The organism is Phenylobacterium sp. (assembly GCF_046290725.1).
Taxonomy (GTDB): domain Bacteria; phylum Pseudomonadota; class Alphaproteobacteria; order Caulobacterales; family Caulobacteraceae; genus Phenylobacterium.
Genome location: NZ_JBKBUH010000002.1, coordinates 250,901 through 275,821, shown reverse-complemented (window position 1 = coordinate 275,821; position 24,921 = coordinate 250,901). Strand labels below are relative to the sequence as shown.

At 69.5% G+C, this 24,921-nt stretch carries 26 protein-coding genes; 9 read left to right on the top strand and 17 right to left on the bottom strand.

The features are described 5' to 3' along the window. Nucleotides 1–39: 39 nt before the first annotated feature. Nucleotides 40–1,200 carry an MFS transporter gene (locus tag ACK41C_RS12575; RefSeq protein ID WP_409654751.1) on the bottom strand — a complete coding sequence of 387 codons (1,161 nt, stop codon included), beginning with the start codon at nucleotides 1,198–1,200 and terminating at the stop codon, nucleotides 40–42. 86 nt (nucleotides 1,201–1,286) lie between these two features. On the opposite strand from ACK41C_RS12575, the gene ACK41C_RS12570 reads away from it, so the two are divergent. Continuing rightward, nucleotides 1,287–1,913: an exopolysaccharide biosynthesis protein gene (locus ACK41C_RS12570; protein ID WP_409654748.1), complete on the top strand. Its 627-nt coding sequence runs from the start codon at nucleotides 1,287–1,289 to the stop codon at nucleotides 1,911–1,913. A gap of 111 nt (nucleotides 1,914–2,024) precedes the next feature. On the opposite strand, the gene ACK41C_RS12565 is transcribed toward ACK41C_RS12570, so the two are convergent. Beyond that, nucleotides 2,025–3,032 (bottom strand): DUF1176 domain-containing protein, encoded by a 1,008-nt coding sequence (locus tag ACK41C_RS12565; RefSeq protein ID WP_409654745.1) that lies wholly within the window; start codon nucleotides 3,030–3,032, stop codon nucleotides 2,025–2,027. Nucleotides 3,033–3,104: 72 nt separating this feature from the next. Here ACK41C_RS12565 and ACK41C_RS12560 point away from each other — a divergent pair, with 72 nt between their 5' ends. Together ACK41C_RS12560 and ACK41C_RS12555 are read left to right on the top strand one after the other, a co-directional pair. Beyond that, the gene (locus ACK41C_RS12560; RefSeq protein WP_409654742.1) at nucleotides 3,105–4,529 is read left to right on the top strand and encodes an amidase; all 1,425 of its coding nucleotides are present in this window, start codon (nucleotides 3,105–3,107) and stop codon (nucleotides 4,527–4,529) included. Between the two features lies 1 nt (nucleotide 4,530). Then, on the top strand, nucleotides 4,531–4,908 hold the full coding sequence (locus tag ACK41C_RS12555; protein WP_409654739.1) for a DUF423 domain-containing protein: 378 nt from the start codon (nucleotides 4,531–4,533) through the stop codon (nucleotides 4,906–4,908). Here ACK41C_RS12555 and ACK41C_RS12550 read toward each other — a convergent pair. Continuing rightward, nucleotides 4,905–6,107 (bottom strand): multidrug effflux MFS transporter, encoded by a 1,203-nt coding sequence (locus ACK41C_RS12550; protein WP_409654737.1) that lies wholly within the window; start codon nucleotides 6,105–6,107, stop codon nucleotides 4,905–4,907. The two genes, ACK41C_RS12555 and ACK41C_RS12550, sit on opposite strands and share 4 nt — an antisense overlap. A gap of 91 nt (nucleotides 6,108–6,198) precedes the next feature. Here ACK41C_RS12550 and ACK41C_RS12545 point away from each other — a divergent pair, with 91 nt between their 5' ends. Continuing rightward, on the top strand, nucleotides 6,199–7,185 hold the full coding sequence (locus ACK41C_RS12545) for an alpha/beta fold hydrolase (protein WP_409654734.1): 987 nt from the start codon (nucleotides 6,199–6,201) through the stop codon (nucleotides 7,183–7,185). A 10-nt stretch (nucleotides 7,186–7,195) separates the two neighbouring features. Beyond that, on the top strand, nucleotides 7,196–8,188 hold the full coding sequence (pip, locus tag ACK41C_RS12540; protein ID WP_409654731.1) for a prolyl aminopeptidase: 993 nt from the start codon (nucleotides 7,196–7,198) through the stop codon (nucleotides 8,186–8,188). 4 nt (nucleotides 8,189–8,192) lie between these two features. Here the strand turns inward: pip and rodA are convergent, their stop codons facing one another. The 5 genes from rodA to ACK41C_RS12515 form a co-directional block, all read right to left on the bottom strand. Then, nucleotides 8,193–9,347 carry a rod shape-determining protein RodA gene (gene rodA / locus ACK41C_RS12535; protein WP_409654728.1) on the bottom strand — a complete coding sequence of 385 codons (1,155 nt, stop codon included), beginning with the start codon at nucleotides 9,345–9,347 and terminating at the stop codon, nucleotides 8,193–8,195. Then, nucleotides 9,344–11,326: a penicillin-binding protein 2 gene (gene mrdA / locus ACK41C_RS12530; RefSeq protein WP_409654725.1), complete on the bottom strand. Its 1,983-nt coding sequence runs from the start codon at nucleotides 11,324–11,326 to the stop codon at nucleotides 9,344–9,346. The genes rodA and mrdA overlap by 4 nt, the downstream gene beginning before the upstream one ends. A gap of 12 nt (nucleotides 11,327–11,338) precedes the next feature. Next, a complete protein-coding gene (locus ACK41C_RS12525) occupies nucleotides 11,339–11,788 on the bottom strand; it encodes a hypothetical protein (protein ID WP_409656660.1) in 450 nt (149 codons plus the stop codon). A gap of 59 nt (nucleotides 11,789–11,847) precedes the next feature. Then, nucleotides 11,848–12,888, bottom strand: coding sequence for a rod shape-determining protein MreC (gene mreC / locus ACK41C_RS12520; RefSeq protein ID WP_409654723.1), 1,041 nt, complete (start codon nucleotides 12,886–12,888; stop codon nucleotides 11,848–11,850). Nucleotides 12,889–12,952: 64 nt separating this feature from the next. Further along, complete coding sequence (locus tag ACK41C_RS12515; protein WP_012522835.1) at nucleotides 12,953–13,996, bottom strand: rod shape-determining protein; 1,044 nt, start codon at nucleotides 13,994–13,996, stop codon at nucleotides 12,953–12,955. A gap of 278 nt (nucleotides 13,997–14,274) precedes the next feature. On the opposite strand from ACK41C_RS12515, the gene ACK41C_RS12510 reads away from it, so the two are divergent. Together ACK41C_RS12510 and ACK41C_RS12505 are read left to right on the top strand one after the other, a co-directional pair. Next, complete coding sequence (locus ACK41C_RS12510; RefSeq protein ID WP_409654721.1) at nucleotides 14,275–15,816, top strand: ABC-F family ATP-binding cassette domain-containing protein; 1,542 nt, start codon at nucleotides 14,275–14,277, stop codon at nucleotides 15,814–15,816. A gap of 22 nt (nucleotides 15,817–15,838) precedes the next feature. Next, the gene (locus ACK41C_RS12505) at nucleotides 15,839–16,234 is read left to right on the top strand and encodes a hypothetical protein (protein WP_409654718.1); all 396 of its coding nucleotides are present in this window, start codon (nucleotides 15,839–15,841) and stop codon (nucleotides 16,232–16,234) included. A gap of 75 nt (nucleotides 16,235–16,309) precedes the next feature. Here ACK41C_RS12505 and ACK41C_RS12500 read toward each other — a convergent pair whose 3' ends face one another. From ACK41C_RS12500 to ACK41C_RS12470, 7 genes are all read right to left on the bottom strand, one after another. Beyond that, nucleotides 16,310–17,302, bottom strand: coding sequence for a Kelch repeat-containing protein (locus tag ACK41C_RS12500; protein ID WP_409654716.1), 993 nt, complete (start codon nucleotides 17,300–17,302; stop codon nucleotides 16,310–16,312). A 36-nt stretch (nucleotides 17,303–17,338) separates the two neighbouring features. Continuing rightward, nucleotides 17,339–18,220 carry a DMT family transporter gene (locus ACK41C_RS12495; RefSeq protein ID WP_409654713.1) on the bottom strand — a complete coding sequence of 294 codons (882 nt, stop codon included), beginning with the start codon at nucleotides 18,218–18,220 and terminating at the stop codon, nucleotides 17,339–17,341. A 145-nt stretch (nucleotides 18,221–18,365) separates the two neighbouring features. Beyond that, nucleotides 18,366–19,946, bottom strand: a complete 1,581-nt coding sequence (locus ACK41C_RS12490; RefSeq protein ID WP_409654711.1) for a 2-isopropylmalate synthase — start codon at nucleotides 19,944–19,946, stop codon at nucleotides 18,366–18,368. A gap of 258 nt (nucleotides 19,947–20,204) precedes the next feature. Beyond that, nucleotides 20,205–20,924, bottom strand: a complete 720-nt coding sequence (locus ACK41C_RS12485; protein WP_409654708.1) for a TVP38/TMEM64 family protein — start codon at nucleotides 20,922–20,924, stop codon at nucleotides 20,205–20,207. Between the two features lie 46 nt (nucleotides 20,925–20,970). Beyond that, complete coding sequence (locus tag ACK41C_RS12480; protein WP_409654705.1) at nucleotides 20,971–21,384, bottom strand: hypothetical protein; 414 nt, start codon at nucleotides 21,382–21,384, stop codon at nucleotides 20,971–20,973. After that, complete coding sequence (locus ACK41C_RS12475) at nucleotides 21,374–21,760, bottom strand: VOC family protein (RefSeq protein WP_409654703.1); 387 nt, start codon at nucleotides 21,758–21,760, stop codon at nucleotides 21,374–21,376. Before ACK41C_RS12475 ends, ACK41C_RS12480 begins: the two co-directional genes overlap by 11 nt. 4 nt (nucleotides 21,761–21,764) lie before the next feature. Then, nucleotides 21,765–22,208 (bottom strand): hypothetical protein, encoded by a 444-nt coding sequence (locus ACK41C_RS12470; protein ID WP_409654700.1) that lies wholly within the window; start codon nucleotides 22,206–22,208, stop codon nucleotides 21,765–21,767. A 140-nt stretch (nucleotides 22,209–22,348) separates the two neighbouring features. Between ACK41C_RS12470 and ACK41C_RS12465 the strand changes: the two genes are divergently transcribed. Then, nucleotides 22,349–23,551, top strand: a complete 1,203-nt coding sequence (locus ACK41C_RS12465) for a pyridoxal phosphate-dependent aminotransferase (protein ID WP_409654697.1) — start codon at nucleotides 22,349–22,351, stop codon at nucleotides 23,549–23,551. Nucleotides 23,552–23,594: 43 nt separating this feature from the next. On the opposite strand, the gene ACK41C_RS12460 is transcribed toward ACK41C_RS12465, so the two are convergent. Beyond that, a complete protein-coding gene (locus ACK41C_RS12460; protein WP_409654694.1) occupies nucleotides 23,595–23,831 on the bottom strand; it encodes a DUF2171 domain-containing protein in 237 nt (78 codons plus the stop codon). A 128-nt stretch (nucleotides 23,832–23,959) separates the two neighbouring features. Here ACK41C_RS12460 and ACK41C_RS12455 point away from each other — a divergent pair, with 128 nt between their 5' ends. Then, entirely contained in the window at nucleotides 23,960–24,343 is a 384-nt protein-coding gene (locus ACK41C_RS12455) for a response regulator transcription factor (RefSeq protein ID WP_409654692.1), read from the top strand. On the opposite strand, the gene ACK41C_RS12450 is transcribed toward ACK41C_RS12455, so the two are convergent. Next, nucleotides 24,340–24,921 (bottom strand): NAD(P)H-dependent oxidoreductase, encoded by a 582-nt coding sequence (locus ACK41C_RS12450; protein ID WP_409654689.1) that lies wholly within the window; start codon nucleotides 24,919–24,921, stop codon nucleotides 24,340–24,342. The genes ACK41C_RS12455 and ACK41C_RS12450 overlap by 4 nt on opposite strands.

Below are 24,921 nucleotides of genomic sequence, written 5' to 3'. Positions count from 1 at the left end.
GCCTTCCGCAGGCGCTGCAAGACTGTCGTGGCGTAAGGGTCAGGGATCGAGCCGGCGCACGCCGTAGAGCCGGAGCGCCCCGGCCAGACCCACCGCCGACATGGCCGCCATGGCCAGATAGCCCTGGGCCCCGAAGGCGTCGAACAGCCATCCGGATCCTATGGTCGCCGCCCCCATGAGGAGCCCGCCCGACAGGGCCGAATTGATCGTCTGGGCCGCCGAGGCGTTGGCGGGCTTCGAGAGGCGTTCGACGATCTGGAGCGAGGCCAGGAAGGTGGCCGCATAGGTGAAGGTGTGCAGGGCCTGGAGGGGAAAGACCATCCAGAGCGGCGGCGAGAAGGCGAGCACGCCCCAGCGCACCAAAGCCGCAGCTCCGCCCAGCATCAGCAGATTGCGCGGCCCGAGCGCTCGTCGCCATGGCTCCATGAACCACATGAACGCCACCTCCACGGCGACGGCCACGCCCCACAGCACGCCGGTCAGGCTTTCCGGAATCCCCTGCGCCTTCCAGGAGAGGGTCGAGAACGAATAGTAGAAGGCGTGGGCGGACTGGATCAGCCCCACCGATCCCACCGCCAGCAGGAAGTCCTTGTCCTTGAGGAGTTCGGAGACGCCGGCCAGCCGCTCCGAAAGCCGGCTGGCCGACCCGCCTTCCAGCACCGGATCGGGCGGAAGAAGGGCGCGCGCCGCCCAGGCCGCCAGGAGCGCGCAGGCGACGATCCAGACGATCACCAGCTCGGGCGAGTGGCGGACGAGAAGCGCCCCCACCGCCACGTTCGCCACGATGAACCCGACCGAGCCGATGCCCCGCGGCCAGCCGTAGTTGAAGCCGTCCGTCCGCGAGCGATTGAAGACGATCACGTCGGTCAGGGGCGCGCAGGTGGAGAAGATCGTCGAGGCGACGAACCAGACCGCGAACCACCAGGCGAACCCGAACGGCGCGGCCATGAGGCCGTAGGCCGCCGCCGAGGCCAGGCACATCAGGATCAGCGGCGTCCGCCGCAGCCGGAAGCTGTCGGCCCAGACGGCGATCGCCGGCGCCGTCACCGCGCGGGCCAGCATGGGCGCCGACAGGATCAGGCCGATCTGCGCCCCGTTCAGCCCCCGCCCCTCGAACCACACCGGCATGTAGGGCGAGCTTGCGCCCGTGCCGATGAAGAGGGCCGCATAGAAGAGGCCGAGGCGGGCGGGCTGGGACATTTGGGCGACGTCTATCGCGAGTCGGCGGCTCGAAAGCCGCTTTCCCTTCCGCTCCAGGGGCGACGCATGGTAGCGCCTGGGTCGAGATGACCGAGCATCACGCAGCCCCGAAGGTCTCCGAGCTTCTCGACCAGATCGCCGCGCGCCCCGGCCGCAAGGTCTCGGTGGCCGACCTGCTGGAGACCTTCGGCGACCGCGCCTTCGGGGCCTTGATGTTCGTCTTCGCGGCCCCGTTGGTCCTGCCCATGCCGCCCGGAGTCTCGGCCCTGCTCGGGGCGCCGCTGATCTTCATCACCGGGCAGTGGATGCTGGGGCGGCGGACGCTGTGGCTGCCCAAGGCCCTGCTCGAACGGACCATGAGCAAGTCCGACTTCCGGTCGCTGACGGAGAAGCTGAAGCCCTATCTCGGCAAGCTGGAGCGGCGGCTGAAACCGCAGCTGACCTTCATGTACAATCCGGTGGGCGACCGGCTGACGGGTCTGCTGTGCTTCGTCCTGGCGCTGATCGTCTTCCTGCCGATCCCGTTCGGCAACATGCTGCCCTCGCTGGCCATCGCCGCCTTCGCCATCGGGGGCGCCGAGCGCGATGGGCTGGCGGCGATCTTCGGATGGATTGCAGCCATCCTCTCCATCGCCGTGCTGTGGTTCTTCTCCCGCGCGATCTGGGCGGCGGTGGTGGCTTTCTTCTCCACCCTGGCGGGGATGCTGAGCTAGAGCGCGTTCCGCAAAAGTGGAGCCCGGCTTTTTGCGATCAGAACGCGCCCAAGATTTTCTGAATCCGGAGCACGATTCAACGGTCAGACAACGATCTGACCGCATCGTGCTCTAGCGCCGGGTGCGATAGACCGCCGGCCAGTCCTCCATCGGCACGCCCCTGCACTCACCCATCAGATATTGCTCCACCGGCTCGAAGGCGTGACCGGTCCAGATCCAGCTGCTCAGGGCGCCGCAGTCGCCGACGCCGCGGGCCTTGTCGAAGTTGGAGAGCATCTGGGTCGCCGGGTCGAATTCCACGTTCATCAGGGCCGACCCGGCCTCTTCGCCCGAGCCGTAGCGCAGGTTGAGCGGCCGCACGCCCCGCCCCCGCTCGTCGGCGAGGAACAGGCTGTAGATGATGTTATAGGCCCCGCGGCTGCAGAGCGGCCCATAGAGCACCACGCCGGGCGAGAGACGCGCGATGATCGGGTCGACCTCGAGCTTGTCGATGTCCTCGTCGCAGTCGGCGGCCAGGGCCTTCACCGCCCGCGGCACGGCCCTGGGAAGCCCCGTCTGCGAGGCCGCCGGCGCGGCGGCCACGACAGGCAGGGCCGGCAGGCGCGCCACGGTTTCGGGTCCGCGCGGCCCCTTGGCGACCAGGGCGGTCGACGTGCCGGCCCGCTTCTGCTGATCGTCCATCCATCTCAGCGCGGCCGAGCTGCCGGAGAGCGAGACTCCCCCCACGCGCCGCCCGCCGGACAGGATGTCCAGCCGCGACCCGTTGGCGATGGCGGCCGCGAGGCCCGCGCTCTGCGCCGGCGTCAGGCGCACGCGGCGATAGGCGCCTTCCCCCTCCGGCCTCAGGGCTCCGAGCCCCGCCACCGCCCGGCCGTCCACCTCGACGCGCAAGGCTTCCCCTTCGGCGTCGGCGGCGATTTCCACGACGACCGGCGCGTCGGGCGTCCCGCCGCGGGCGAGCTTCAGGAATCCCTGCTCTTCGTAATTGCCGGGGAAGCCGAAGGCGGCGCAGTCCCGGACGTTGTCGCAGGCGACCCACCAATCCTTGAACCCCGCATCGGCCGCCTGAGCCGCGCCCGCGGCCGTCGCCAAGATCCAGGCCAAGATCGCCGCTCTCATGCCTGCCTCCGCGGTTGCCCCTTTGCGGCCGCAGGTTAAGGTCTTCCCGACCTGCCGACCATGGGGACGAGGATGGACGACTATTCCGAACATGACGGCCTGGGCCTGGCCGAACTGGTCCGCAAGGGCGAGGTGAGGCCTCTGGAGCTGGTGGACGCCGCCATCGACCGGATCGAGCGACACAATCCCACCCTCAACGCCGTCGTCTATTCCGCCTTCGAGGAGGCCCGCGAGCGCGCCAAGGGGGCGCTGCACGAGGGGCCGTTCAAGGGCGTGCCCTTCCTGATCAAGGACCTCGGCATGCCGGTGGCGGGCTGGCCGCGCAGCTTCGGCAGCCGCTTCGCCGCTTCGGTCGTGGATGCGCAGGACGGCGACCTCACCCGCCGCTATCGAGAGGCCGGCGTCATTCCGCTCGGCAAGACCAACACGCCCGAATACGGCATCACCGGCACGACGGAGAGCGCCTATCTCGGCCCCTGCCGCAATCCCTGGAACCCGAACCACATCTCCGGCGGCTCCTCCGGTGGCGCGGCCTCGGCCGTGGCGGCTGGGATCGTGCCCCTCGCCCACGCCAGCGACGGCCTGGGCTCGATCCGTATTCCAGCCGCCTGCTGCGGGCTGGTCGGCCTGAAGGTCACCCGCGACCGAAACCCGAACGGGGCCGACGACACGGCCTACGCCATGGGCTTCACCGTCGACCATGTGGTGACCCGCACGGTCCGGGACTCCGCGGCCATGCTCGACGCCACCGGAACGCCGCGGGCCGACGCGCCTTTCGCCGCCCCGCCCAAGGAGCGGCCCTATCTGGAGGAGATCGAGAAAAGCCCGGGCCGCCTGCGGATCGCCTGGTCGTCCGAAACACCGTCCGGGCGGCCGATCCACCCGGAGGTCCAAGCTGCGCTCGAGGCGACGGCCGATCTCCTGAAACGCCTCGGCCACGAGGTGGTCGAGAAGGGCCTCGGCATCGACTACCGCGCGCTCTACGCCGCCCGCGCCCCGGTCTCGGGGGCCAATTTCGCCGCCGACATGGCCCGCCTGATCGAACAGATCGGCCGCGAACCGGAGGAGCACGAGCTGGAGCCCTTGACCTGGGCGTCGCTGAAGGGCGGCCGCAAGGTGACCGGCGAACAGGCCTTCCGCGGTTGGCAGGACCTGCGCATCCTAAACCGGAAGACCCTGGCCTTCTTCGAGGACTGGGACGTCTATCTCTGCCCGGTGCTGGGAACCCCCGTGCCGGAAGTCGGCCACATCGACCCGGTCCGGCTGGAGCCGCGCGAGGTGAACCGCCGCCAGGGCGAGGCCTTCCCCTACACGCCGCCGTTCAACTTCTCCGGCCAGCCATCCATGTCCCTGCCCCTGGCCATGTCGTCGAACGGCCTGCCCATCGGCATGATGTTCACCGCCCGTTTTGCGGACGAAGCGACGCTTTTCCGTCTTGCGGCCCAGCTTGAGAAGGAAGCGCCTTGGAAGGATCGCCGGCCCCCGCTATGGGGCTGACATGGCCTGGAACCGCCGCACCTGGATGACCTTGGCCGCGGCGCTGGGCTTCTTGGCCGTCGCCGTGGGCGCCTTCGCCGCTCATGGGATCGCAGATCCCAAGGCCAAGGAGTGGCTGCGCACCGGCGCCACCTACGGCTTCATGCACACCATGGCGACCTTCGCCTGCGCCACCTTCATGAACATCGGCGCCCGCCGCGCCCGGTTCGCCCCGGCCTTCTTCCTTTCGGGGACTGCGGTGTTCTCCGGCAGCCTCTACGCCATGGCCCTGGGCGCCCCCCGCTGGTTGGGCGCCATCACCCCTGTCGGCGGCACGCTCTTCCTGATCGGCTGGGCGGTCCTGGCCTGGGCGGCGCAGGACGTGGATCGCACAGCCTAGGAACGCGGAAGCGCCAGCGTCCGCAGGGCGACCGCCGAGCCGGCGATCGCCAGCAGCATGACCAGCGCCATCGGTCGCGGCGTGCCGTCGTGGAATAGGCCGGCGAGGCTCGAGGCCAGAGCGCCTACCGCGAACGACGCCCCGCCCATCAGGGCCGAGGTGGAGCCCGCCCGTCTCGGATCGACGCTGAGCGCGCCGGCCATGGTGTTGCCCTGCATGAAGCCGTAGCTGGCCAGCAGCACGAACAGCAGCGGCAGGACGGTCCAGCGCTCGCCCCACCCGGTGACCGCCGCGGCCGCCAGTGCGATCGCCGCGGCCACCGCCACGAGGCTCGCCCGCCCCAGCACCTCGTCGGGCGTCCGCCGACGCAGCAGCCAGCGGTTCACCTGGCTCGCCCCGATCACGCCCGCCGCATTGAGGCCGAAGACCCAGCCGAAGGCGGTCGGCGCAATGCCGTAGGTCCCGATCAGCAGCTCCGGCGAGGCCGAGATATAGGTGAAGAGCGTCGCCCCGTTCAGCGCGCCGGCCAGGGCGTAGCCGACCAGGCGCGGCTGGCTCAGAAGCGCGCGATAGGCCTGCAGAGGATTCTCCGCCGCCGCCTGCGCCGCCGTCTCGGCCGAGCGTGACTCCTGCAGCCGGAAGAAGGTCGCCGCGCCGCAAGCGAGGCCGAAGGCGGCCAGCACCCAGAAGTTCAGCCGCCAGCCGCCGATCTCCAGCAGCAGCCCGCCCAGCAGCGGCGCCAGGATCGGCGCCAGGCCCATGATCAGGGTCAGCAGCGACAGCATCCGGGCGGTTTCCACATGGTCGAAGCGGTCCCGGACCGCCGCGCGCGCCACCACCCCGCCCGCACAGCCGCCGAGCGCCTGGACGAACCGAGCGCCGATCAGGCCTTCCGGCGACGTCGCCAGCGCGCAGGCGACGGACGCCGCCACATAGATCGCGATCCCCACCAGGATCGGCGGCCGCCGGCCGAACCGGTCCGAAGCCGGCCCGTAAAGGAACTGGCCCACCGCCATCCCGGCCAGAAACGCCGCCACCGTCGCCTGGGTCTGGCCGCCGGTCGCCGCAAGGTCGACGCCGATCGCCGGCAGGCTTGGCAGGTACATGTCGATCGACATGGGCGCGAAGGCGGTCAGCGCGCCCAGCAGGATCACCAGCCCCCAGGGGGTGCGCTCCGGCGCGGTCTGCGGCTGGGCCATGACTTTCAACTCCACGAACGCCGGGGCCGCTTGCCTTCCGCCAAAGGAAAGGCGCCATCTTCACGCCGAAGCTTCGAAGGAGACCGCCGCCATGTCCGCTCTCGCCCGCCAGATGCCGCCTGTCAAACGCGCCGCCGTGAACGGGATCGACATGGCCTATTACGAGGTCGGACCGCGCGGCGAAGGCGCGCCCATCGTCTTCTGTCACGGCTTTCCGGAACTGGCCTTTTCCTGGCGTCACCAGCTTGCGGCCTGCGAGGCGGCGGGTCGCTGGGCCATCGCGCCGGACCAGCGGGGCTATGGCCTCACCTCGCGCCCGGCGGCGGTGACGGACTACGACATGGAGCACCTGACCGGCGACCTCGTGGGCTTGCTCGACCACCTCGGCGTGGAGAAGGCGGTGTTCTGCGGCCACGACTGGGGCGGCATCGTCGTCTGGCAGATGCCGCTGATGCACCCCGACCGCTGCGCCGGGATCATCGGCCTCAACACGCCGTTCATGCGTCGCGCGCCGCTCGATCCCATCGAGGGCATGCGCAAGGTGTTCGGCGAGGACATGTACATCGTCTGGTTCCAGAAGCCCGGCGAGGCCGACTCGGCGCTGGCGGCCGACGTCGACAAGACCATGCGCTTCTTCATGCGCAAGCCCGCGGCGATCGCCGAGGCCGCGCCGCCGACCAGCTCCACCGGCTCCACCTTCGCCTTCGGCGAGGCCCTGGCCGCCTGGGACAAGTCCGACACCTCCCACCAGCTTCTTTCGCCCGACGAGCTGGCCGCCTTCGTGGAGACCTTCGAGGAGACGGGCTTCACCGGCGGGATCAACTGGTACCGGAACTTCAGCCGCAACTGGGAGCGGTCGGCGAACCTGCCGACCCGGATCGACGGCTTGCCCTGCCTCATGATCATGGCCGAGCGCGACGTGGTGCTGTCGCCTGCCATGGCCGACGGCATGGAGGAGGTGATCTCCGATCTCGAAAAGGCGCTGGTCGCCGAAAGCGGCCACTGGACTCAGCAGGAGAAGCCCGAAGAGGTGAACCGCATCATCCTCGACTGGATGGACCGCCGCTTCCCGAAGTAGAGTGCGGGGGATGGACCGCTCCGCCCCGCCCTCGCCCGTTTCGTCCTACTCCGCCCGCCGCGGCCTGTTCCCGGAGAACGAGCCGTTCGCCCACGGCTGGCTGTCCACCGAGGGACCTCACGAAATCTATTACGAGGAGTGCGGCGCGCCTTCGGGCAAGCCCTGCGTGATCCTGCACGGCGGCCCCGGCGGCGCCATCAACCCGACCATGCGGCGGTTCTTCGATCCGGCGAAGTGGCGCATGGCGCTGTTCGACCAGCGCGGCTGCGGGCGCTCGCGGCCCAACGCCAGCCTGGAAGACAACACCACCTGGACCCTGATCGAGGACATCGAACGCCTGCGCGTCCACCTGGGCGTGGAGAAATGGACCGTGTTCGGCGGCTCCTGGGGCTCCACCCTGGCGCTCGCCTACGCCATCAAGCATCCGGATCGGGTCGAGGCACTGGTCCTGCGCGGCGTCTTCCTGCTGACCGAGCCGGAGCTGAAGTGGTTCTACCAGGGCGGGGCGGCCATGCTGTTCCCCGACGCCTGGGAGCGGTTCTGCGCCCCGATCCCCCCGGAAGAGCGCGGCGACATGATGGGCGCCTATCACCGCCGCCTGACGGGCGCCGACCGCAAGGTCCAGGCCGAGGCCGCAGCCGCCTGGAGCCAGTGGGAAGGCGACACCATTTCCATCCGCGGTCCGGAGGCAAGGCCCGCCAAGTTCAACGAGATCGACTTCGCCGTCGCCTTCGCGCGGATCGAATGCCACTTCTTCATGAACGGCGGCTTCTTCCCGGAAGAGAACTGGATCCTGAACAACATCGAGGCGATCCGGCGCATTCCCGGCTGGATCGTCCAGGGCCGCTTCGACGTGGTCACCCCCTTGGCCAGCGCCTGGGCGCTGAAGAGCGCCTGGCCCGAAGCCCAGTTCGACATCGTCTGGGACGCCGGTCACGCCTCCACCGAACCCGGCATCGTCGACGCCCTCGTTCGGGCCACGGACGAAGCCTTGAGGCTCTGAGGCCTTAGATCAGCGCGCCCTTGCCGCCGGTGACCTCGGTGTAACGGTGCACGCGCACCGACTGGACCAGGCCGAAGCCGATCATCACCGTCAGCATCACCGTGCCGCCATAGGAGAGCAGCGGCATGGGCACGCCCACCACGGGCGCCAGCCCCATCACCATCGCCCCGTTGATCAGCACATAGAGGGCGAAGGTCGCCGTGACGCCGGCCGCAGCCAGCCGCCCGAAATGGGAATGCGAGATCGAGGCGATGCGCAGGGCCATGAAGATCACCGCCGCATAGAGCGCCAGCACCGAGATGCAGCCCAGGAAGCCGAACTCCTCGGCCAGGGTCGCGAAGATGAAGTCGGTCTGCTTCTCGGGCAGGAAGTTCAGCTGGCTCTGCGAGCCCAGGCCGTAGCCCTTGCCGAAGAAGCCGCCCGAACCCAGGGCGATCTTGGACTGCATGATATGGTAGCCGGAGCCCGAGGGGTCGCTTTCCGGATCCAGGAAGGTCAGCACCCGTTTGCGCTGGTACTCGTGCATCACGAACAGCACGAAGGGCGGGATGGCTGCGGCCGCGCCGCCGACGAGCACGCCGATGACCTTCCAGGAAAGGCCGGCCAGCACCATGATGGCCCCGCCGGTAAGCGCGATCAGCATGGCGGTGCCGAGGTCCGGCTGGTGGGCCACCAGCAGCACCGGCGCCCCGATCATGGCCGCCGGGACCAGAAGCCACCAACTCAGCCGCGCATTGTCGGCCGAGATGCCGTGATAGAACCGCGCCAGGGCCAGGACGATCCCGATCTTCATGATCTCCGAGGGCTGGAAGCTGAAGGGCCCGATCTCCAGCCAGCGCTGAGCGCCCATGCGGGTGTCGCCGGCCACCTCCACCGCCACCAGCAGCAGCATGCCGAAGCCGTAGATCGGATAGGCCATCATCGACCAGACACGCAGGTCGACCATGGCCAGCACGATCATCAGCAGGAAGCACAGACCAAAGCGCGACAGGTGGTTCCAGGCCCACGGCTCCCAAGACGAGCCGGCGATGGAGAACATCATCAGAGCCCCGGCGCCCGCGATCAGGCACAGGAACACGCCGAAAACCCAGTCGATCTCGCCGAGCTTGACGATCGGGCGATCGCGCTCGCCCGGGCGGGTCAGGGCCGAAACGGTCATGTGGTTTCCCCGCCGCCGGAAGGCGCCTCGGCCACGATGGGCGGATCGGGCAAGTCGGGGCTGTCCAGTTCCGGCCCCATATCCGGCATCGGCAGGGGTTTCTCGATCCGCGCCCTGAGTTCCGGATCCTTAAGCAAGGCCACGCGCATGATCTCGCGGGCGCGGGGCGCCGCCGCCGTGGAGCCGCCCATGCCGTGCTGGACGATGACCGAGAGCGCATAGCGCGGGCTGTCGATCGGCGCGAAGCAGACGAACAGCCCGTGGTCGCGATATCGCCAGGGCCCGCCCTTGCCCCGATGGCCGCCGGCGTTGTCGTAGCCGCGCACCTGGGCGGTGCCGGTCTTGCCGGCCATCAGTATGTCGCCCAGGCCGAGCTGGCTGGCGCGGAAGCCGGTCCCGCCCGCCTCCGTCACCGCGGCCATGCCGTCGAACACGTACTTCAGATGGTCGGCCCGGAAAGGAAGGTCCGGAACGTCCGCGCCGGAGGGCAGCTCCACCCCGCCGATGGAGCGGATCAGGCGCGGGTTGAGCGCCTTCTGGCCGTTGGCCAGCCGCGCGGTCATCACCGCCAGCTGCAGGGCGTTGGCCTGCAGGGCGCCCTGGCCGATGCCGTAGCTCAGGGACTCGCCCGGAAACCACTTCTGGTTCGCGGGATTGGACTTGAAGTAGGCCCGTTTCCACTCGGTGGACGGCACGGTGCCGGCCTTCTGGCCGGAAATGCCGATGTCGAAGGTCTGGCCGAAGCCGAACGCCTTGGCGGTCTTGGCGATCTGGTCGGGGCCGATGCGCAGCGCCACCTGGTAGAAATAGACGTCGCAGGAGTTCTTCAGCGCGTCGCGCATGTTCTGCGGGCCGTGGCCGCCGCGCTTGTGGCACCGGAAGTATCGCCCGCCGAATTGCCACCCGCCGCCACAGCTGATCCGCACCTCGGGATCGACCCCTGCGTCGAGGGCCGCCAGGGCGGTCATGCACTTGAAGGTCGAACCCGGCGGGTAGAGGCCGGTCAGGGCCTTGTCCAGCAGAGGCCGCCGTTCGTAGTTGGCCAGGGCTCGATACTCCGCCCCCGTCATGCCGCGCACGAAACGGTTGGCGTCAAAGCTGGGCGCGGAGGCCAGGCAGAGCAGGTCGCCGGTTCGACAGTCCACCATCACCGCGCCGCCGCTCTCGTCGCCGAACACCTCGAGCGCACGGTTCTGAACGTCGACGTCGAGGGTGAGCTGGATCTCCTTGCCGGGAATGGCGGGGATGTCGCCTTGCTCGTGCTGACGCACTTCACGTCCGTTCGCGTCGACCTCGACCTTGCGCGCGCCGGGCTTGCCGCGCAGTTCCAGGTCGAAGGCCTTCTCCACGCCCTGGCGGCCGATCCGGAAGCCCGGATGCATCATGATGGGGTGGGAGTTCGGACCCGTAGTCGCGACGTCTTCCTTGTTCACCTTGGCGACGTAACCGATCACGTGGGCGAAGGCCCCGCCGTGCGGATAGACCCGAACTTCGCCCATGTCCGCGCTCACCCCGTCGAGTTCGGGCATGCGGACGTTGATGGCCGAGAACTCCTCCCAGCTCATGTCTTCCATTACGGAGACAGGCGAGCGGCGGGGCGCGCGGGCGATCTCCTGGGCCAGGCGCTCCTGACGGCGGTCGTCCAGCGGCACGAAATTGGCCAGCGTCTTCAGCGTCGCCTTGGGGTCCATGCCGGTGTCGCGCGACACCAGCAGCCGGAAGTTGGGCCGATTGGAAGCGAGAATCGCGCCGTTGCGGTCGAGGATCAGCCCCCGCGGCGGGGGCACGAGGCGGAAGTTGAACTGGTTGGAGGCCGAAAGCTTCTCGTAGCGCTGCGTCTCGACCAGTTGCAGATGCGCCAAACGCCCGCCCAGCGCCGTCAGGCCCAGCCCCGCGAACGCACCCAGCAGGAACGTCCGGCGATGGAAGACCCCCTGCCGTTCGTTCACTTCCGAGAAGAAGATTGACGGCTCGCTCATGCCCCCGAGATCCTAGCGGAACCGAACGTCGGCGTCCTCGAACCGTTCGATCAGCCAATGCGCGAACGGGTAAAGGACGATTGTGGCGAGGAATTGCCACCCCACCGCCACGAAGCTGGCCTGCCCGCCCGAGTCCAGCATTGAGAACAGATAGGCGGCGGCGAAGGCGATGGCGCAGATCGCCACATACCAGGCCCACATCACAGGCGTGCTCTGCCCGGCCATCATGTTCCGGCCGGCCAGAGCCACCCCATAGGCGATGAGCAGCGACAGCGCCCAGAGGCCGAGCGGCCCGCCCCAGAAGATGTCCAGGAGCAGCCCCATGAGGAGCACCGCGAAGGGGGCGGCGATGGAGGGGCGGATCACGGGCCAGGCGAAGGTCGGGACCAGGGCGAAGACCGGCTCCGGTGGCTGCAGGCCCCACAGCTTGATGGGCGCGGCGAAAAGCACGGTCGCGGCCATCGCCTGCACGAGCGGCAGGCCGATCCAGCGCAGGGGGTTCAGGGGGCGCGCGGCGATGCTCACGGATTCGGCTCCGCCGGCTGAGGCTGCGCCTCCTGCGCCTGGGGCGCAGGGGCCGGCGTGGCGGGCGCCGGCGAAGGCGTTTGCGGCCGCGGCGCCGCAGAGGGCGCCTGCGGCGTCGGCGCGATGCCGACCGGCGGCGAATAGCCGGCCATCGACGGAGGCTGGGTGCGGTTCAACTCCTCTCGATCGACGAGCTGGGAGAAATCCTGGAACAGCAGGATCTGCACGTAGTCGATGGGCGCGCGGTCGGAGGCCAGCGCCACCCGCCAGCGCCCGTCCAACCCCTTGACCGCCACGCCCACCGGCAGGCCGCGAGGGAAGATGCCGCCGTCGCCGGAGGTCACCACCCGGTCGCCTTCCCGCACCGGATCGCGCCCGCGCAGATACTCGAGCTTCGGGTTGGGGCCGCCGTCGCCGGTCAGGATGGCGCGGGCGTTGGTGCGGTCGATCATCACCGGCGTGCGGGCCGCGATGTCGGTGAGCAGGAGAACGCGGCTGGCGCCGTTGGTCACCCCCACCACCCGCCCGACAAGGCCGGTCTCGCTCATCACCGGGTTGCCGATCCGCACGCCCCGCTCCTTGCCGGCGTTGGCCAGGCGGCTGTTGGCGAAGGGGCCGCGCGCGTCGGTGATGGTCCGCGCCGCCACCATCGGCACCGGCGGATCGGTCTTCAGGCCCAGCAGCGCCTTGTAGCGTTCGTTGACGTCGGCCTGGGCGAGCGCCACGTCGCGCCAGCGCCGCGCCTCGGCGAGTTCCGCCTTCAGCCGCCGGTTCTCGGAAACCGCGAAGAAATAGCCCCGCACATGATCCACGCCGCCGCGGATCCAGCCGAGCGGCGTCGACAGCACCTCGCCCACCGGCGCCACCACGGCGTCGCCCACCTGGCGGCTGACGCCGTAAGCCTCTTCCTGGAAGGTCTCGCGCCGATCGGAGAGAAGCAGGATCACCGCCGCCAGCAAGGCGACAGCCAGCGCGACCGCCGCCGTCCAGGCCAGCGGGACCTTCAATTCACCCAACGGGCTTTCGCGTAAGGGCACTGCAACCCCGCTCGCCGCACGTCAGGGCGCAGGATACCGCCCCCGCCCCGACTCGAACCTTAGCTTAGGCCAAGGTGGATTCGAGCACGCCCTTCATCCACTTCGGATGTTCGAGCACCTTGCCGCACCCCAGCGCCACGCAGGACAGCGGATCGTCGGCCACCGTCACCGGCAGGCCGGTGTGGTCGCGGATCTCGGCGTCCAGGCCGCGCAGCAGGGCGCCGCCGCCGGTCAGCATGATGCCCTTGTCGGCGATGTCGCTGGCCAGTTCCGGCGGGGTGGCCTCCAGCGCCATCTTCACGGCGTCGACGATCTGGCCCACGGGCTCGGAAAGGGCGTCGGAGGCCTGCTTCTCGCTGATCCGCACCTCGCGCGGCACGCCCTGCATCAGGTCGCGGCCCTTGACCTCGATGGAGAGGCCCTCGCCGTCGGCCGGCGCCCGGGCGGTGCCGATCTCCTTCTTGATGCGCTCCGCGGTGGTCTCACCGATCAGGAGGTTATGGTTGCGGCGCATATAGCTGATGATCGCCTCGTCCATCTTGTCGCCGCCGACGCGGACCGAGCGGGAATAGACGATGCCCGACAGCGAGAGCACGGCGACCTCGGTGGTGCCGCCGCCGATGTCCACCACCATGGAGCCGGTGGGCTCGTGGATCGGCAGGCCAGCCCCTATGGCGGCAGCCATGGGCTCGTCGATCAGGCCGACGCGACGGCCGCCGGCGTTCAGGCAGGAATCGTTGATGGCGCGGCGTTCCACCGCGGTGGCGCCCGACGGCACGCACACGATGACCTTGGGGTTCACGAAGCCCTTGCGGTTGTGAACCTTGCGGATGAAGTACTTGATCATCTCCTCGGCGACTTCGAAGTCGGCGATGACCCCGTCGCGCATGGGGCGGATGGCTTCCATGTGGCCGGGCGTGCGGCCCAGCATCTGCTTGGCCTCGATGCCGACGGCGTGGACGACCTTGCGCCCGCCCACATTGCGCAGAGCGACGACCGAGGGCTCGTTCAGCACGATCCCCTTGCCCTTCATGTAGATGAGGGTGTTGGCGGTGCCGAGGTCGATGGCGATATCGTTGGAGATGGCGCCGAAGAGGGAAGAGATCATGCAGGGCCCTGACGGGGGTATGGGGGCGGAAGGTCGATCGCGGAGATTGAAGGACGCCTGCGCGCCGCCCCGTGGCCATGCGCCTCGCCGCTCCCCAACCCGCTTGGAGACTGGGCTCTGAGTGCCCTGACCCTTGGCCGATTTCAAGGCCAAATGACAGGCGTGTGATTTCCGGCCGCACAGGGTTCTCCCGGCCCGGTGTCGCCCGGCTGCTACAGCCGCGCTGAAGCCGACGCCATACAGTGGCCACCCAGGCCCGTCGCCTCCGAGACCTTTCCATGTCGCTTCGCCAAGCCGTGCTCGGCGTGGAAAACGCCAGCTTCTTCCACGGCGTAACCCGCATCTTCGAAGGCGTCTCCTTCCAGCTGGACGACGCCCGCACCGCTCTGGTGGGCGAAAACGGGGCCGGAAAGTCCACCCTCCTCAAGTGCCTGACGGGCGAGCTGGAGCTGAACGGAGGCCAGGTGGTCCGCTCGCGCGGGCTGAAGGTGGGCTATGTGCCGCAGGAGGCGCCGGCCGAACTCGACGGGCTCCCGATCCGCGATGTGCTGGAACGCGCACTCCCCTCGCAGGACGGTTCGGAAGATTGGAAAGTCGACGTCCTGCTCGACGAGACGGGCGTCCCCTACGAGGCCGCCCAGCGCGCCTTCGGCGCCTTGAGCGGCGGATGGCGGCGGCTGATGCTGATCGCCGCCCAGATCCGCCTGGCCGAGCCCGACCTGCTGATCCTGGACGAGCCCACCAACCACCTCGACCTGGGCAATATCGCGCTGCTGGAGACCTGGCTGACCGAGAGCGCACGCCTGCCGATGCTGATCGTCAGCCACGACCGGGAATTCCTGCAGCGGACCACGACCCGGACCATCTTCCTGCGCAGCGACGGCGCGCACGCCTTCAAGGCCCCCTTCGTTGAGGCCCGCGAGGCCCTGCTGCAGCGCGACGCCGCCGAGGCGGTGCGCGCCCGCCTGGAGGCCAAGGAGATCGAGCGCCTGCAGAAGGTGGCCGCCCGCTATCGCGTCTGGGGCGTCAAGAACGACAAGTTCCACAAGCGCGCCAAGGCGACGGAGAAACGCATCGAGCGGATCGAGGCCGACCGCAGCGAGGCCTACAAGGCGCGCGAACGCCGGCTGGAGCTGCACGAAGGCGAGATCGAGGCCAAGGCCGTGCTGCGGATCCGCGACTACCGCGTGGCCGCCCCGGACGGACGACCGCTGTTCGCCATCGATCGCCTGGCTGTCTCCGCCGGCGACCGGATCGCCGTCCTGGGCGCGAACGGCGCCGGCAAGTCCATGCTGCTGTCGGCCCTGGCGCGAGCCTGGGATCCGGACCAGGAGCACTATGACGGCCAGGCGCCCATCCGGTTCAACCCCCAAGCCCGGCTCGCCTATTTCGATCAGCGCATGGCCGACCTGCCGCTGAAGGCGAGCCTGATCGATTATGTGGCCGCCGCGGAAGGCGCCACCACACGGGACGCCAACGCCCTGCTCGCCAAGGCGGGCTTTCCCTACGTGCGGATCAAGGGGCCGATCGGCGACCTCTCCCATGGTGAGCGTGCGCGCCTCGTCTTCCTGCGCATGAAACTGGCCCGGCCGAACCTCTACCTGCTGGACGAGCCCACCAACCACCTGGACATCGAAGGCCAGGAGGACCTCGAGGCCCAGCTCGAGACGGCGGACGTCGCCTGCATCTTCGTCTCCCACGACCGATACTTCACCCGCACGGCGGCGAACCGATTCCTGGAGATCCGAAAGGGCAGGTTGATCGAGGTGGAAGGCCCCGACGAATTCTTCTCCGAGCAGCAGGCGGATTTCCCTCGCTGACGCGATCGCCTACCAAACCCCAATGCAAACCGCGCTGATCTGGGCCGCGCGCCTGGCCCTGCTCGTCGTCCTCGTCGTCTGCGCCTCGGGCGCGCTCGATCCGCAGCATGACGTGAACCGCTCCGTCCCGCCGCCCGACGTGGTCGAGCATGTTATGTACGGCTATCTGCTGACCCTGCTCAGCCTGGCCTCCCTGCCGCGGGTGAATCCCTGGCTGATCGGCGGCGCCTACCTCTTGGCCGGCGTCGGCTTCGAAACGGCCCAGGTCTTCCGCCTGGTCGCCGGCAATTTCGAGTGGAAGGACATGGCGGCCAATGTCGTGGGCGTGGCTGCGGCGCTCGCGCCCTTCGCCCTCGCTAGAGCGCGTTCCGCAAAAGTGGACCCCGGTTTTGCGATCAGAACGCGCTCAAGGTCTTGAATTTGGAGCACGATTCAACGGTCAGAAGATTCCGCCTGACCGCATCGCGCTCCAGGCGGCGCCGGCGCTGAGGCGTCAGGCCGGAACCAGCGCCTCGACCACTGCGCTCACCTGCCCGCCCGAGGCGCGCACGCCCCCGCCGATGGCGTAGATCCGGTCGCCGATGGCGACCCCCGCCAGGCCGTGCCGCGGCGTGCGCATGGCCAGCTCCTCGCGCCAGGCGTCGCGTGCGGGATCGTAGGACCAGCAGTGCGGAATGACGCTGTTGGAGGTCTCGCCGCCGAACACATAGAACCGCCCGCCCGCCGCCGCCCCGGCCAGACCGCCGGCCCCGACCGGCATGGGCGCGAGGGTCTCCCAGCGATCCGTCGCGGGATCGTAGCGGTCGAGCTGGCCGGAGTTGCCCTCCCCGACCCGGCGGCCGCCCGCCAGATAGAGCTTGCCGTCGATCACCGCCCCCGTGGCGCTGTTGCGGGCGAGCGGGCTGGGCCTTGCCGTCGACCAGACGTCGGCCTGGGCGTCGTAGACCTGGTGGAGAGCGATGTCTCCCTGATCCTGCCAGTTGCGGTTCGCCTCGCCCCTCGGCGCGCGGCCGCTGACGAGGTGGATACGGTCGCCGATGGCGAAGGCGACGGTTTCGCACTGGAAGGCCGGCATCGGCGCGACCGCGCGCCAGGCGTCGCCGTCCAGCACCAGGGCGTCCTTGATCGCCACCCAGCCGCCGGCGTCCGTCACCTGGAAGCCGCCGAAAGCGTAGGGCCGGCCCGCCGCCGTCGCCAGCACCGGGTGGTGGCGTGGGAACGGCAGCCTCGGCCCCTCCGTCCAGGCGTCGGCCGCGGGGTCGTAAAGGCCCGTCCGGTCCTGCGGGTTGATGCCGCCGCCCAGCCCGCCGGCCCTCGGCGCCATGCCCCCGGCGATCACCGCCCGGCCGTTCCATTCGGTCCCGTAGACCTCCTGAACGGGCCAGGGAATGTCCGCCCGCGGCTCCCAGCGGGCGGCGCCTTGCGCGCAGGCCGCGCCCGGAATGGCGGCGAGCCCGGCGGCGACAAGGGTGCGGCGGTCGATCATGGCGAGGCTCCGGCAGGTTCCAGGCCGCAAAGATACTCAGCCCAAGGCCGTCATCACCACCCCTAGGGCGGTGGCGAGGCCGCCGACCGCCTGGCGCAGGGTTAGCCGCTCGCCGAACAGCCGCCGCCCGGCCGCAGCGGCTACAGGCAGCTCCACCACGCCCACCGCGCGCACCTGCCCGGCGGGGGCCAGCGCAAGCGCGCTGAACCAGCAGGCCGAGGCGGCCGCGCCGCAAAAGCCCGCCCCGAGGGACTCGCGCCAGGCTGCGGCCACCGCGCGAAGCGCCGCCGGGCGGGTCGCGGCGAGGATCGCGATCAGGCCGGCCGACTGTAGGGCCTGGGCGATGCAGACCGAGGCCGCGGCGGCGTAGATCGGATGGGCCGGCTCCAGCGTTAGCCCCGCCTGGCGATAGGCGTTCAGCACCACCGCCATGGCCGCGCCCGAGGCGATCCCCAGCACCGAACCGGCCAGCGCACCCTTGCCCATCGCCTGGGCGGGCCAGGAGAGCACGGCGAGACCGGCGGTGGTCACCGCCAGCCCGATCCAGCCGCCGGGGCTGAGGGCGTCGCCGAACGCCCAGAGGCCGATCAGACCTGCAAGCGGCAGATTGCTCTGCTGCATGAAGGTCGCCACGGCGAAGCCGGAGCGCCGCATGGCCAGGAGCAGGAGCGCCGTCTGCACCACCTGGCCGAAGGCGCCGACGCAGACGGCCAGCCAGAACCGGCCGGCGAACTGCGGCTGTGCGCCCGGCGTGAGGGCGGCCACGACCACGAAGATGGCGACGGCGAACGGCAGGCCGAACAGGAAGCGGACCAGCGTCGCGCCCCAGGGGCCGGCGTCGCCCACCAGGCCGCGCTGCAGGGCGTTGCGCGCGACCTGCAGCGGCGCGGCGGCCGCCGTCAGGAAGATCCAGAGCATTCCGCAAAATCCGTCATGCCGGCCGACGGAGCGGCGAAGCCGCGCAGGCCGAGCCGGGACCCACGCGCAGGCGCGAGCCTCCAGTCATTCGTGTTCATGGGTCCCGGTCTTCCGCTGCGCGGAAGCCGGGATGACATGCGGCGGTTCAGAACCCGCTGGCGACGCGAGCGTCGGGCGCGCTCTTCTCCTTGCGGGCGAAGAGGTTGTTCAGGGCGTTCACATAGGCCTTGGCCGAGGCGGTGAGCGTGTCGGTGTCCGCCGCCTGGCCGGTCGCGATCCGGCCGTCTTCCTCCAGGCGCACCGAGACCTGGGCCTGGGCGTCGGTGCCCTCGGTGACCGCATGCACCTGGAACAGGCGCAGGATCGCCGTGTGCGGCACCGCTTCGTGGATGGCGTTGAACACCGCATCCACCGGACCGTCGCCGGTGGCCGAGGCCGAGCGCTCCTCGCCGTCGACGGCGACGGTCAGCTCGGCCTGCTGCGGGCCTTCGGTGCCGGCGACGACACGCAGGCTCTTCACCTGGATGCGGTCGGCGCCTGACGCCAGAGCGTCGTCGACCAGGGCGATCAGGTCGTCGTCGAAGACGTGCTTCTTCTTGTCGGCCAGGTCCTTGAACCGCTGGAAGGCGTCGTTCAGGGCGTTCTGGCCCAGCTCGTAGCCCAGAGCCTTCAGCTTCTCGCGGAAGGCGTGGCGGCCGGAGTGCTTGCCCATCACCAGGTTGGAGGAACCCTGCCCCACCGCCTCGGGCGTCATGATCTCGTAGGTGCCGCGGTCCTTCAGCATCCCATCCTGGTGGATGCCGCTCTCGTGGGCGAAGGCGTTCTTGCCGACGATGGCCTTGTTGAACTGCACCGGAAAGCCGGTGATGGCCGAGACGTAGCGGCTGGCCCGGGTGATGTGCTGGGTCTCGATCCCCGTATAGTAGGGCAGCCGGTCGCCGCGCACCTTCAGCGCCATGACGATCTCTTCCAGCGCGGCGTTGCCGGCGCGCTCGCCGATGCCGTTGACCGCCACCTCGACCTGCCGCGCCCCGCCCTGCACCCCGGCCAGGCTGTTGGCGACCGCCAGGCCCAGGTCGTTGTGGCAGTGGGTGGAGAAGATCACCGTGTCCGCGCCCGGCACGTTCGCGATCAGGTCGCGGAAGATGTCGGCGTATTCGCTGGGATAGGTGTAGCCCACCGTATCGGGGATGTTGATCGTTCGAGCGCCGGCCTTGATCGCCGCCTCGACGCAGCGGCGCAGGAAGTCCTGCTCGGTACGGGTGGCGTCCTGGGCCGACCATTCCACGTCCTCGCACAGATTGCGGGCGTAGCTCACCGACTTGGTGATCATCTCCAGGATGTCGTCCTGGCTGGCCTTCAGGATGTGGTCGCGGTGCGAGGGGCTGGTGGACAGGAAGGTGTGGATACGACCGCGCTTGGCGGGGCGGATCGCCTCGGCGCAGCGCTCGATGTCCACCATGCCGGCGCGGGCCAGTCCGCAGACGGTGCTCTCGGTGACGATCTCGGAAATCGCGCGAACCGCCTCGAAGTCGCCGTTGGAGGCGATGGGGAAGCCGGCCTCGATCACGTCGACCCGCATCTCCTCCAGAATCTTGGCGAGCTCCAGCTTCTCTTCCAGCGACATGGAGGCGCCGGGCGACTGCTCGCCGTCGCGCATGGTGGTGTCGAAGACGATGACGCGTTCGCGCGCCTCGGCGGCGGTGTCCTGGGATACTTGGGTCATGGGATGCGAGCTCTCTTCGCGGGTCGTCTGTCAGGTCGGGCGGCGGGTCGAAAATCCCCTGGACGCCCGGCCGCGAAGCTCGCGCAGCCTAAAAGGTCGCCCAGGGGCGGCTAAGCCCCAGGTCAAGAAGAAGCAGGTTGGCGCGGGCGATACGCATGGCGCTTCCTCTACCTAAACCCGCAGTTCGCCGCAAGAGTCTTGCGCGCCGCGGGCGCGAAAACCTCGTCGGCGCAATAAAATTCCCACACCGGCATTCTGCTACTTTTCACCTGCGGCGGCGGCTTCGCGCGCCTTCAACCACTTGCGCGCGTACCAGCCGACGACGATCCACAGCGCGACCACGCCCAGCAGCCAGGCCACATGCCCCCCGCCCTCGCCGCGCATGGCCTTGACGATGGAATTGCCGGCGAAGGCGGTGAGCGCGATCTTCGGGATGATGCCGAGGCCCGTGCCGGCCACGAAATGCACGGCGCGCATCGGCGTCACGCCGGCCGCCATGTTGACGACGATGAAGGGCGCCGAGGGCACCAGCCGCACGATCAGGCTGGCGAGGAAGCCGTTGCGGCCCACCAGGTCCATGAAGCTGCGCACGCTCTCGCCCGACAGGGACTTCAGCGCGCGCGCGCCGGCCACGCGGCCGAAGTAGAAGCCTACCATGGCCGAGACCATGGTGCCGATCCAGCTATAGGCGAACCCCGTCCAGGCGCCGAAAGCCACCACCGCGGCGGCGATCAGCACGAACTGCGGCACGCCCAGGAAGGCCAGGAGCGCGAAGGCCGCCACGGCCGCCGGCAGCGCCCACGGTCCATCGGCGGCCAGGCCCAGCCACCGTTCCACCGTCCCCTCCCCATCGAAGCCCAGCACGTGGGCGCCGAACAGGAAGACCACCCCGACCCCGCCGAACAGCACGAAGGAGACCGCCAGGGCGCGCCACGCCTTGGCGTCCATCTCGGTCAGGAAACGCAGGATGCGGCCCATGCCGCTCCGTCGCCTGTTCGCCCGCGCGGGTCAAGCCGGGCGGGGTTCAGCCGTCGCAGCGCCGCAGCGTCACCGCCCCGCTCCAAGGCCCGCCAGACGCGGTCATAGCCTGAGGCGGCGCCGGGTCGGTCAGGGTCAGGACGATCTCGTGGCTGCGTTCGGGCCCTTCCGCGGTGCAGAGCGCGGCGATCAGATAGCCGGTGGGCGTGGAGGTGGCGGCTTCGAACCGGCAGCTCGTCTCGCCGGCGGTGTTCAGCGCCGTCTCCTCGAACACCCAGGCTCCGTCGTCGCACAGCTCCGGCGTGGCCGCCCATCGGCCGACATAGGTGGCGCGGGGGGCTTCGGCGGCCGGCGCAGCGGTTTCCAGGGCCGCGGGCGGCGGCGGAGGCGCCTCCACCTCCCCGCCACAGGCGGCCAAGGCGAGCGCAAGCGAAAGTGTGGCGAAGGTCTCAGGCTTCACGAACGCCGGCCTCCAGGTTGTTGTCGTCGCCGTCGAGCAGGAAGGCGGCGTAATAGCCGCCCCCCCGCGGGCCTGGAGCGCCGTTGTCCCGGCCGCCCGCCGCCAGACCCGCGGCGTGAAAGGCGTCGACCGCGGCCCTGTCCGGCGCCGAGAAGGCGAAATGGGCAGGGCTGGCGCCGGCGCGCGCGCCTTCCCGCCAATAGGTCGGCCGACCTCCGCCAACATACACGAAAGGGATCGGGTTCTCGGCGCCGGCGAGGATGAAGGCGTCGTCCTGATCCTCGATGACTTTCAGGCCCAGGGGCGCGAGCGCGGCCTCGTACAGCCGCCGGGCCGCAGCCACGTCGCTGACGATGAAGCCGACATGATCGAACATCCGCCTAGCCTTCGCAGCGCATCAGGGTCACGGCCTCGCCCCAAGGGCCGCCGGCGACGCTCATGGTGCGCGCGTCCGGCAGCGACAGCCGGATCAAGGAGGTCTGATCGGGCCGCTCCTCGGCGCAGCGGGCCAGGATGTCGATCCCCGCCCCCTGGGCGGTCACCCGGTCGAACCGGCAGAGCACGCCGCCGGGCGCCGACAGGCTCTGGGTTTCGAACACGTAAGGGCCGCCTTCGCACAGGTCGGCGCTGGGCGCCCAACGGCCCAGCATCTGCTCGGGCACGGCCACCGTTGCGCTGGAGTCGATCTGCGCCGGCGCGCTCGGCGCCGGCCCCTCCGCCTCGCCGACCCGGCCGGTGGGCGGCGCGGGCTGTTCGGGCTGGGCGGCCCGATCTCCACAGGCGGTCAACAGCACGGCGGCTGCAATCGGCGCCAAGATCCTCATCGGCCAGTCTCCCCAATTCGTCCCGGGTCCAACGGCCAAGACGCTTTCGGCGTTCCGAGGCCTTTGCGCGCTTGCCTTCGCCGCACCTTCGGCTAAACCCGCGCCGTTCCTTTCATTCCGCCCTGGGAGATGACTCCGCCATGTCGCTCGAATCCGCCGCGCTCGCCCGCGTGAAGCCCTCCGCCACCCTGGCGGCGGACGCGAAAGCGCGCGAACTGAAGGCGCAGGGCCGGGACGTCATTTCCCTGGCGGCGGGCGAGCCCGACTTCGACACTCCGGAGAACATCAAGGAAGCCGCGATCAAGGCGATCCGCGACGGCAAGACCAAGTACACCAATGTCGACGGCATCCCGGAGCTGAAGGAGGCCATCGTCGGCAAATTCCAGCGCGAGAACGGGCTCACCTACAAGACCAGCCAGATCAACGTCTCGCCGGGCGGCAAGCCGGTGATCTGGAACGCCATGCTCGCCACCCTGAATCCGGGCGACGAGGTGATCGTGCCCACGCCCTACTGGGTCAGCTACTGGGACATCGTGCTGCTGGCCGGCGGGACGCCCAAGGCGGTGGCCACCAGCGCCGACACCGGCTTCAAGCTGCAGCCGGCGGACCTCGAGGCGGCGATCACGCCCAAGACGCGCTGGCTGTTCCTGAACTCGCCCTCCAACCCGTCGGGCGCTGCCTACACCAAGGCCGAACTGCGGGCGATCGCCGACGTCCTGCTGCGCCATCCGCACGTCTGGATCCTGACGGACGACATGTACGAGCACCTGGTGTTCGGCGATTTCGAGTTCTTCACGATCGCCCAGGTGGAGCCGGCGCTCTACGAGCGGACGCTCACCATGAACGGCGTGTCCAAGGCCTACGCCATGACCGGCTGGCGCATCGGTTACGCCGGCGGGCCCGAGCCGCTGATCAAGGCCATGGCCAAGGTGATGAGCCAGACCACGTCCAACCCCTCGTCGATCTCGCAGTGGGCGGCGGTGGAAGCGCTGAACGGACCGCAAGATTTCATCAAGCCGAACGCCAAGCTGTTCGAAGAGCGGCGCGACTTGGTCGTCTCCATGCTCAACCAGGCCAACGGCGTTCGTTGCCCGACGCCGGAAGGCGCGTTCTACGTCTATCCGTCGGTGGAGAAGTTGATCGGCAAGACCAGCCCCTCGGGCAAGGTCATCGAGAGCGACCAGGACTTCGCCGTGGAGCTGCTGGAGCAGGAAGGCGTGTCGGTGGTGTTCGGCGCGGCCTTCGGCCTCTCGCCCTTCTTCCGCATCAGCTACGCCACCTCCAACGCGGTGCTGGAAGACGCCTGCACCCGCATCCAGCGCTTCTGCGCGGCGGTGAAATAGCCAACGTCTCTTTCCCTCTTCCGCCGTGCGGGAAAGGGGGATTCTAGGCCTTCACCTTCCACGCCGCCCGCGCGGCGTCCTTGGTGAGGTTCAGGAACACCTTGTCCTCCTCCACGTGGTCCACCCAGCTCAAGGGGATCAGGTGGTGGCGAAGGCCAGCGGCGAGATCGAGCTTGGCCAGCTCGATCTCCTCGCCCAGCACGTGGTCGACGCGGCCCACATGGCCTCCGTCGGAGCCGACGACCTCCATATGCTCGCGGATCTGGAAACCTTCGGTCATGAGCGATGAACGGCCGGTGCGGCTTGCGGTTTCCGCAAGCTCAGGATGCGGCACGGTTTTTGCGCTCGGTCAAAGCGCACCTCTGGCGAAGATCCTAGGGTTTGAGCCTAGGAGCCCTCGTACCCGCCATGCACGCGCCCGTTTCACGCAAGCCGACCGTCATCCTGGTGGACGACGACGCCGCCCTGCGCACGGCGCTGAAATTCAACCTGGAGGTCGAAGGGTTCGAGGTGGAGACCTGCGAGAGCGGCGAAGCCTTCCTGCTGCGTCCGGCGCACCCGGGACCGTCCTGCGTCATCCTCGACTACAACCTGCCCGGCGCGACGGGTCTGGAGACCCTGCACCAGCTGCGCCAGCGTGGCGACGACACGCCCGCCCTGATCATCACCAGCAATCCGCCGCTCACCCTGCGCGACGCCGTGCGCGAGACCACCGGCGCCCGGCTGGTGGAGAAACCCCTGCTCGGAGACGCCCTGCTGGGCTCGATCCGCGAGCTTCTGGCCGAAAACTAAGCGGCCGCGGCGCCCAGTCGAGCGACGAGGTCCAGCCACCCGCGCCGCTTGGCGGGGCTGACGCCCTCCACATTGCCGAACACCGTGTCGCGCACCGGGCGGAAGCCGGAAATCCAGAACACGCCTTTGGTCAGGCACTTCACGCCATGCGAGCCGAACACCAGCCGGAAGGCGAAGGCCGGCATGCCCATGGTCACGAAGAGGTGCGCCGAACGCCCGGCCAGCAGCCCCTTCACCGGCTCGCCCGGCGGGCTCAGGGCGACGCCATAGCGCATGACCTGCTCGATGAAGCCCTTCAGCACGGCCGGCGGGCCGCCCTGCCAGAGCGGATAGAAGATCGCCACGTGATCGGCCCAGCGCACGGCCTCCTGGGCGTCGCGGATCGCCGCCGGCGGCTCGCCCTCCACGAAATCGCCCTGGCTGCGGATCAGCGGGAAGTCCAGCGCGCCCACATCGATGCGGCGAACCCTGTGCCCGGCGAGGCTCGCCGCATGGGCGTAGGCGACCGCCAGGCCGGCGCAGAGGCGCTCGGGCGCGGGGTCCGGATGGCCGTTCAGGATCAGGATGTTCTTGGGCAT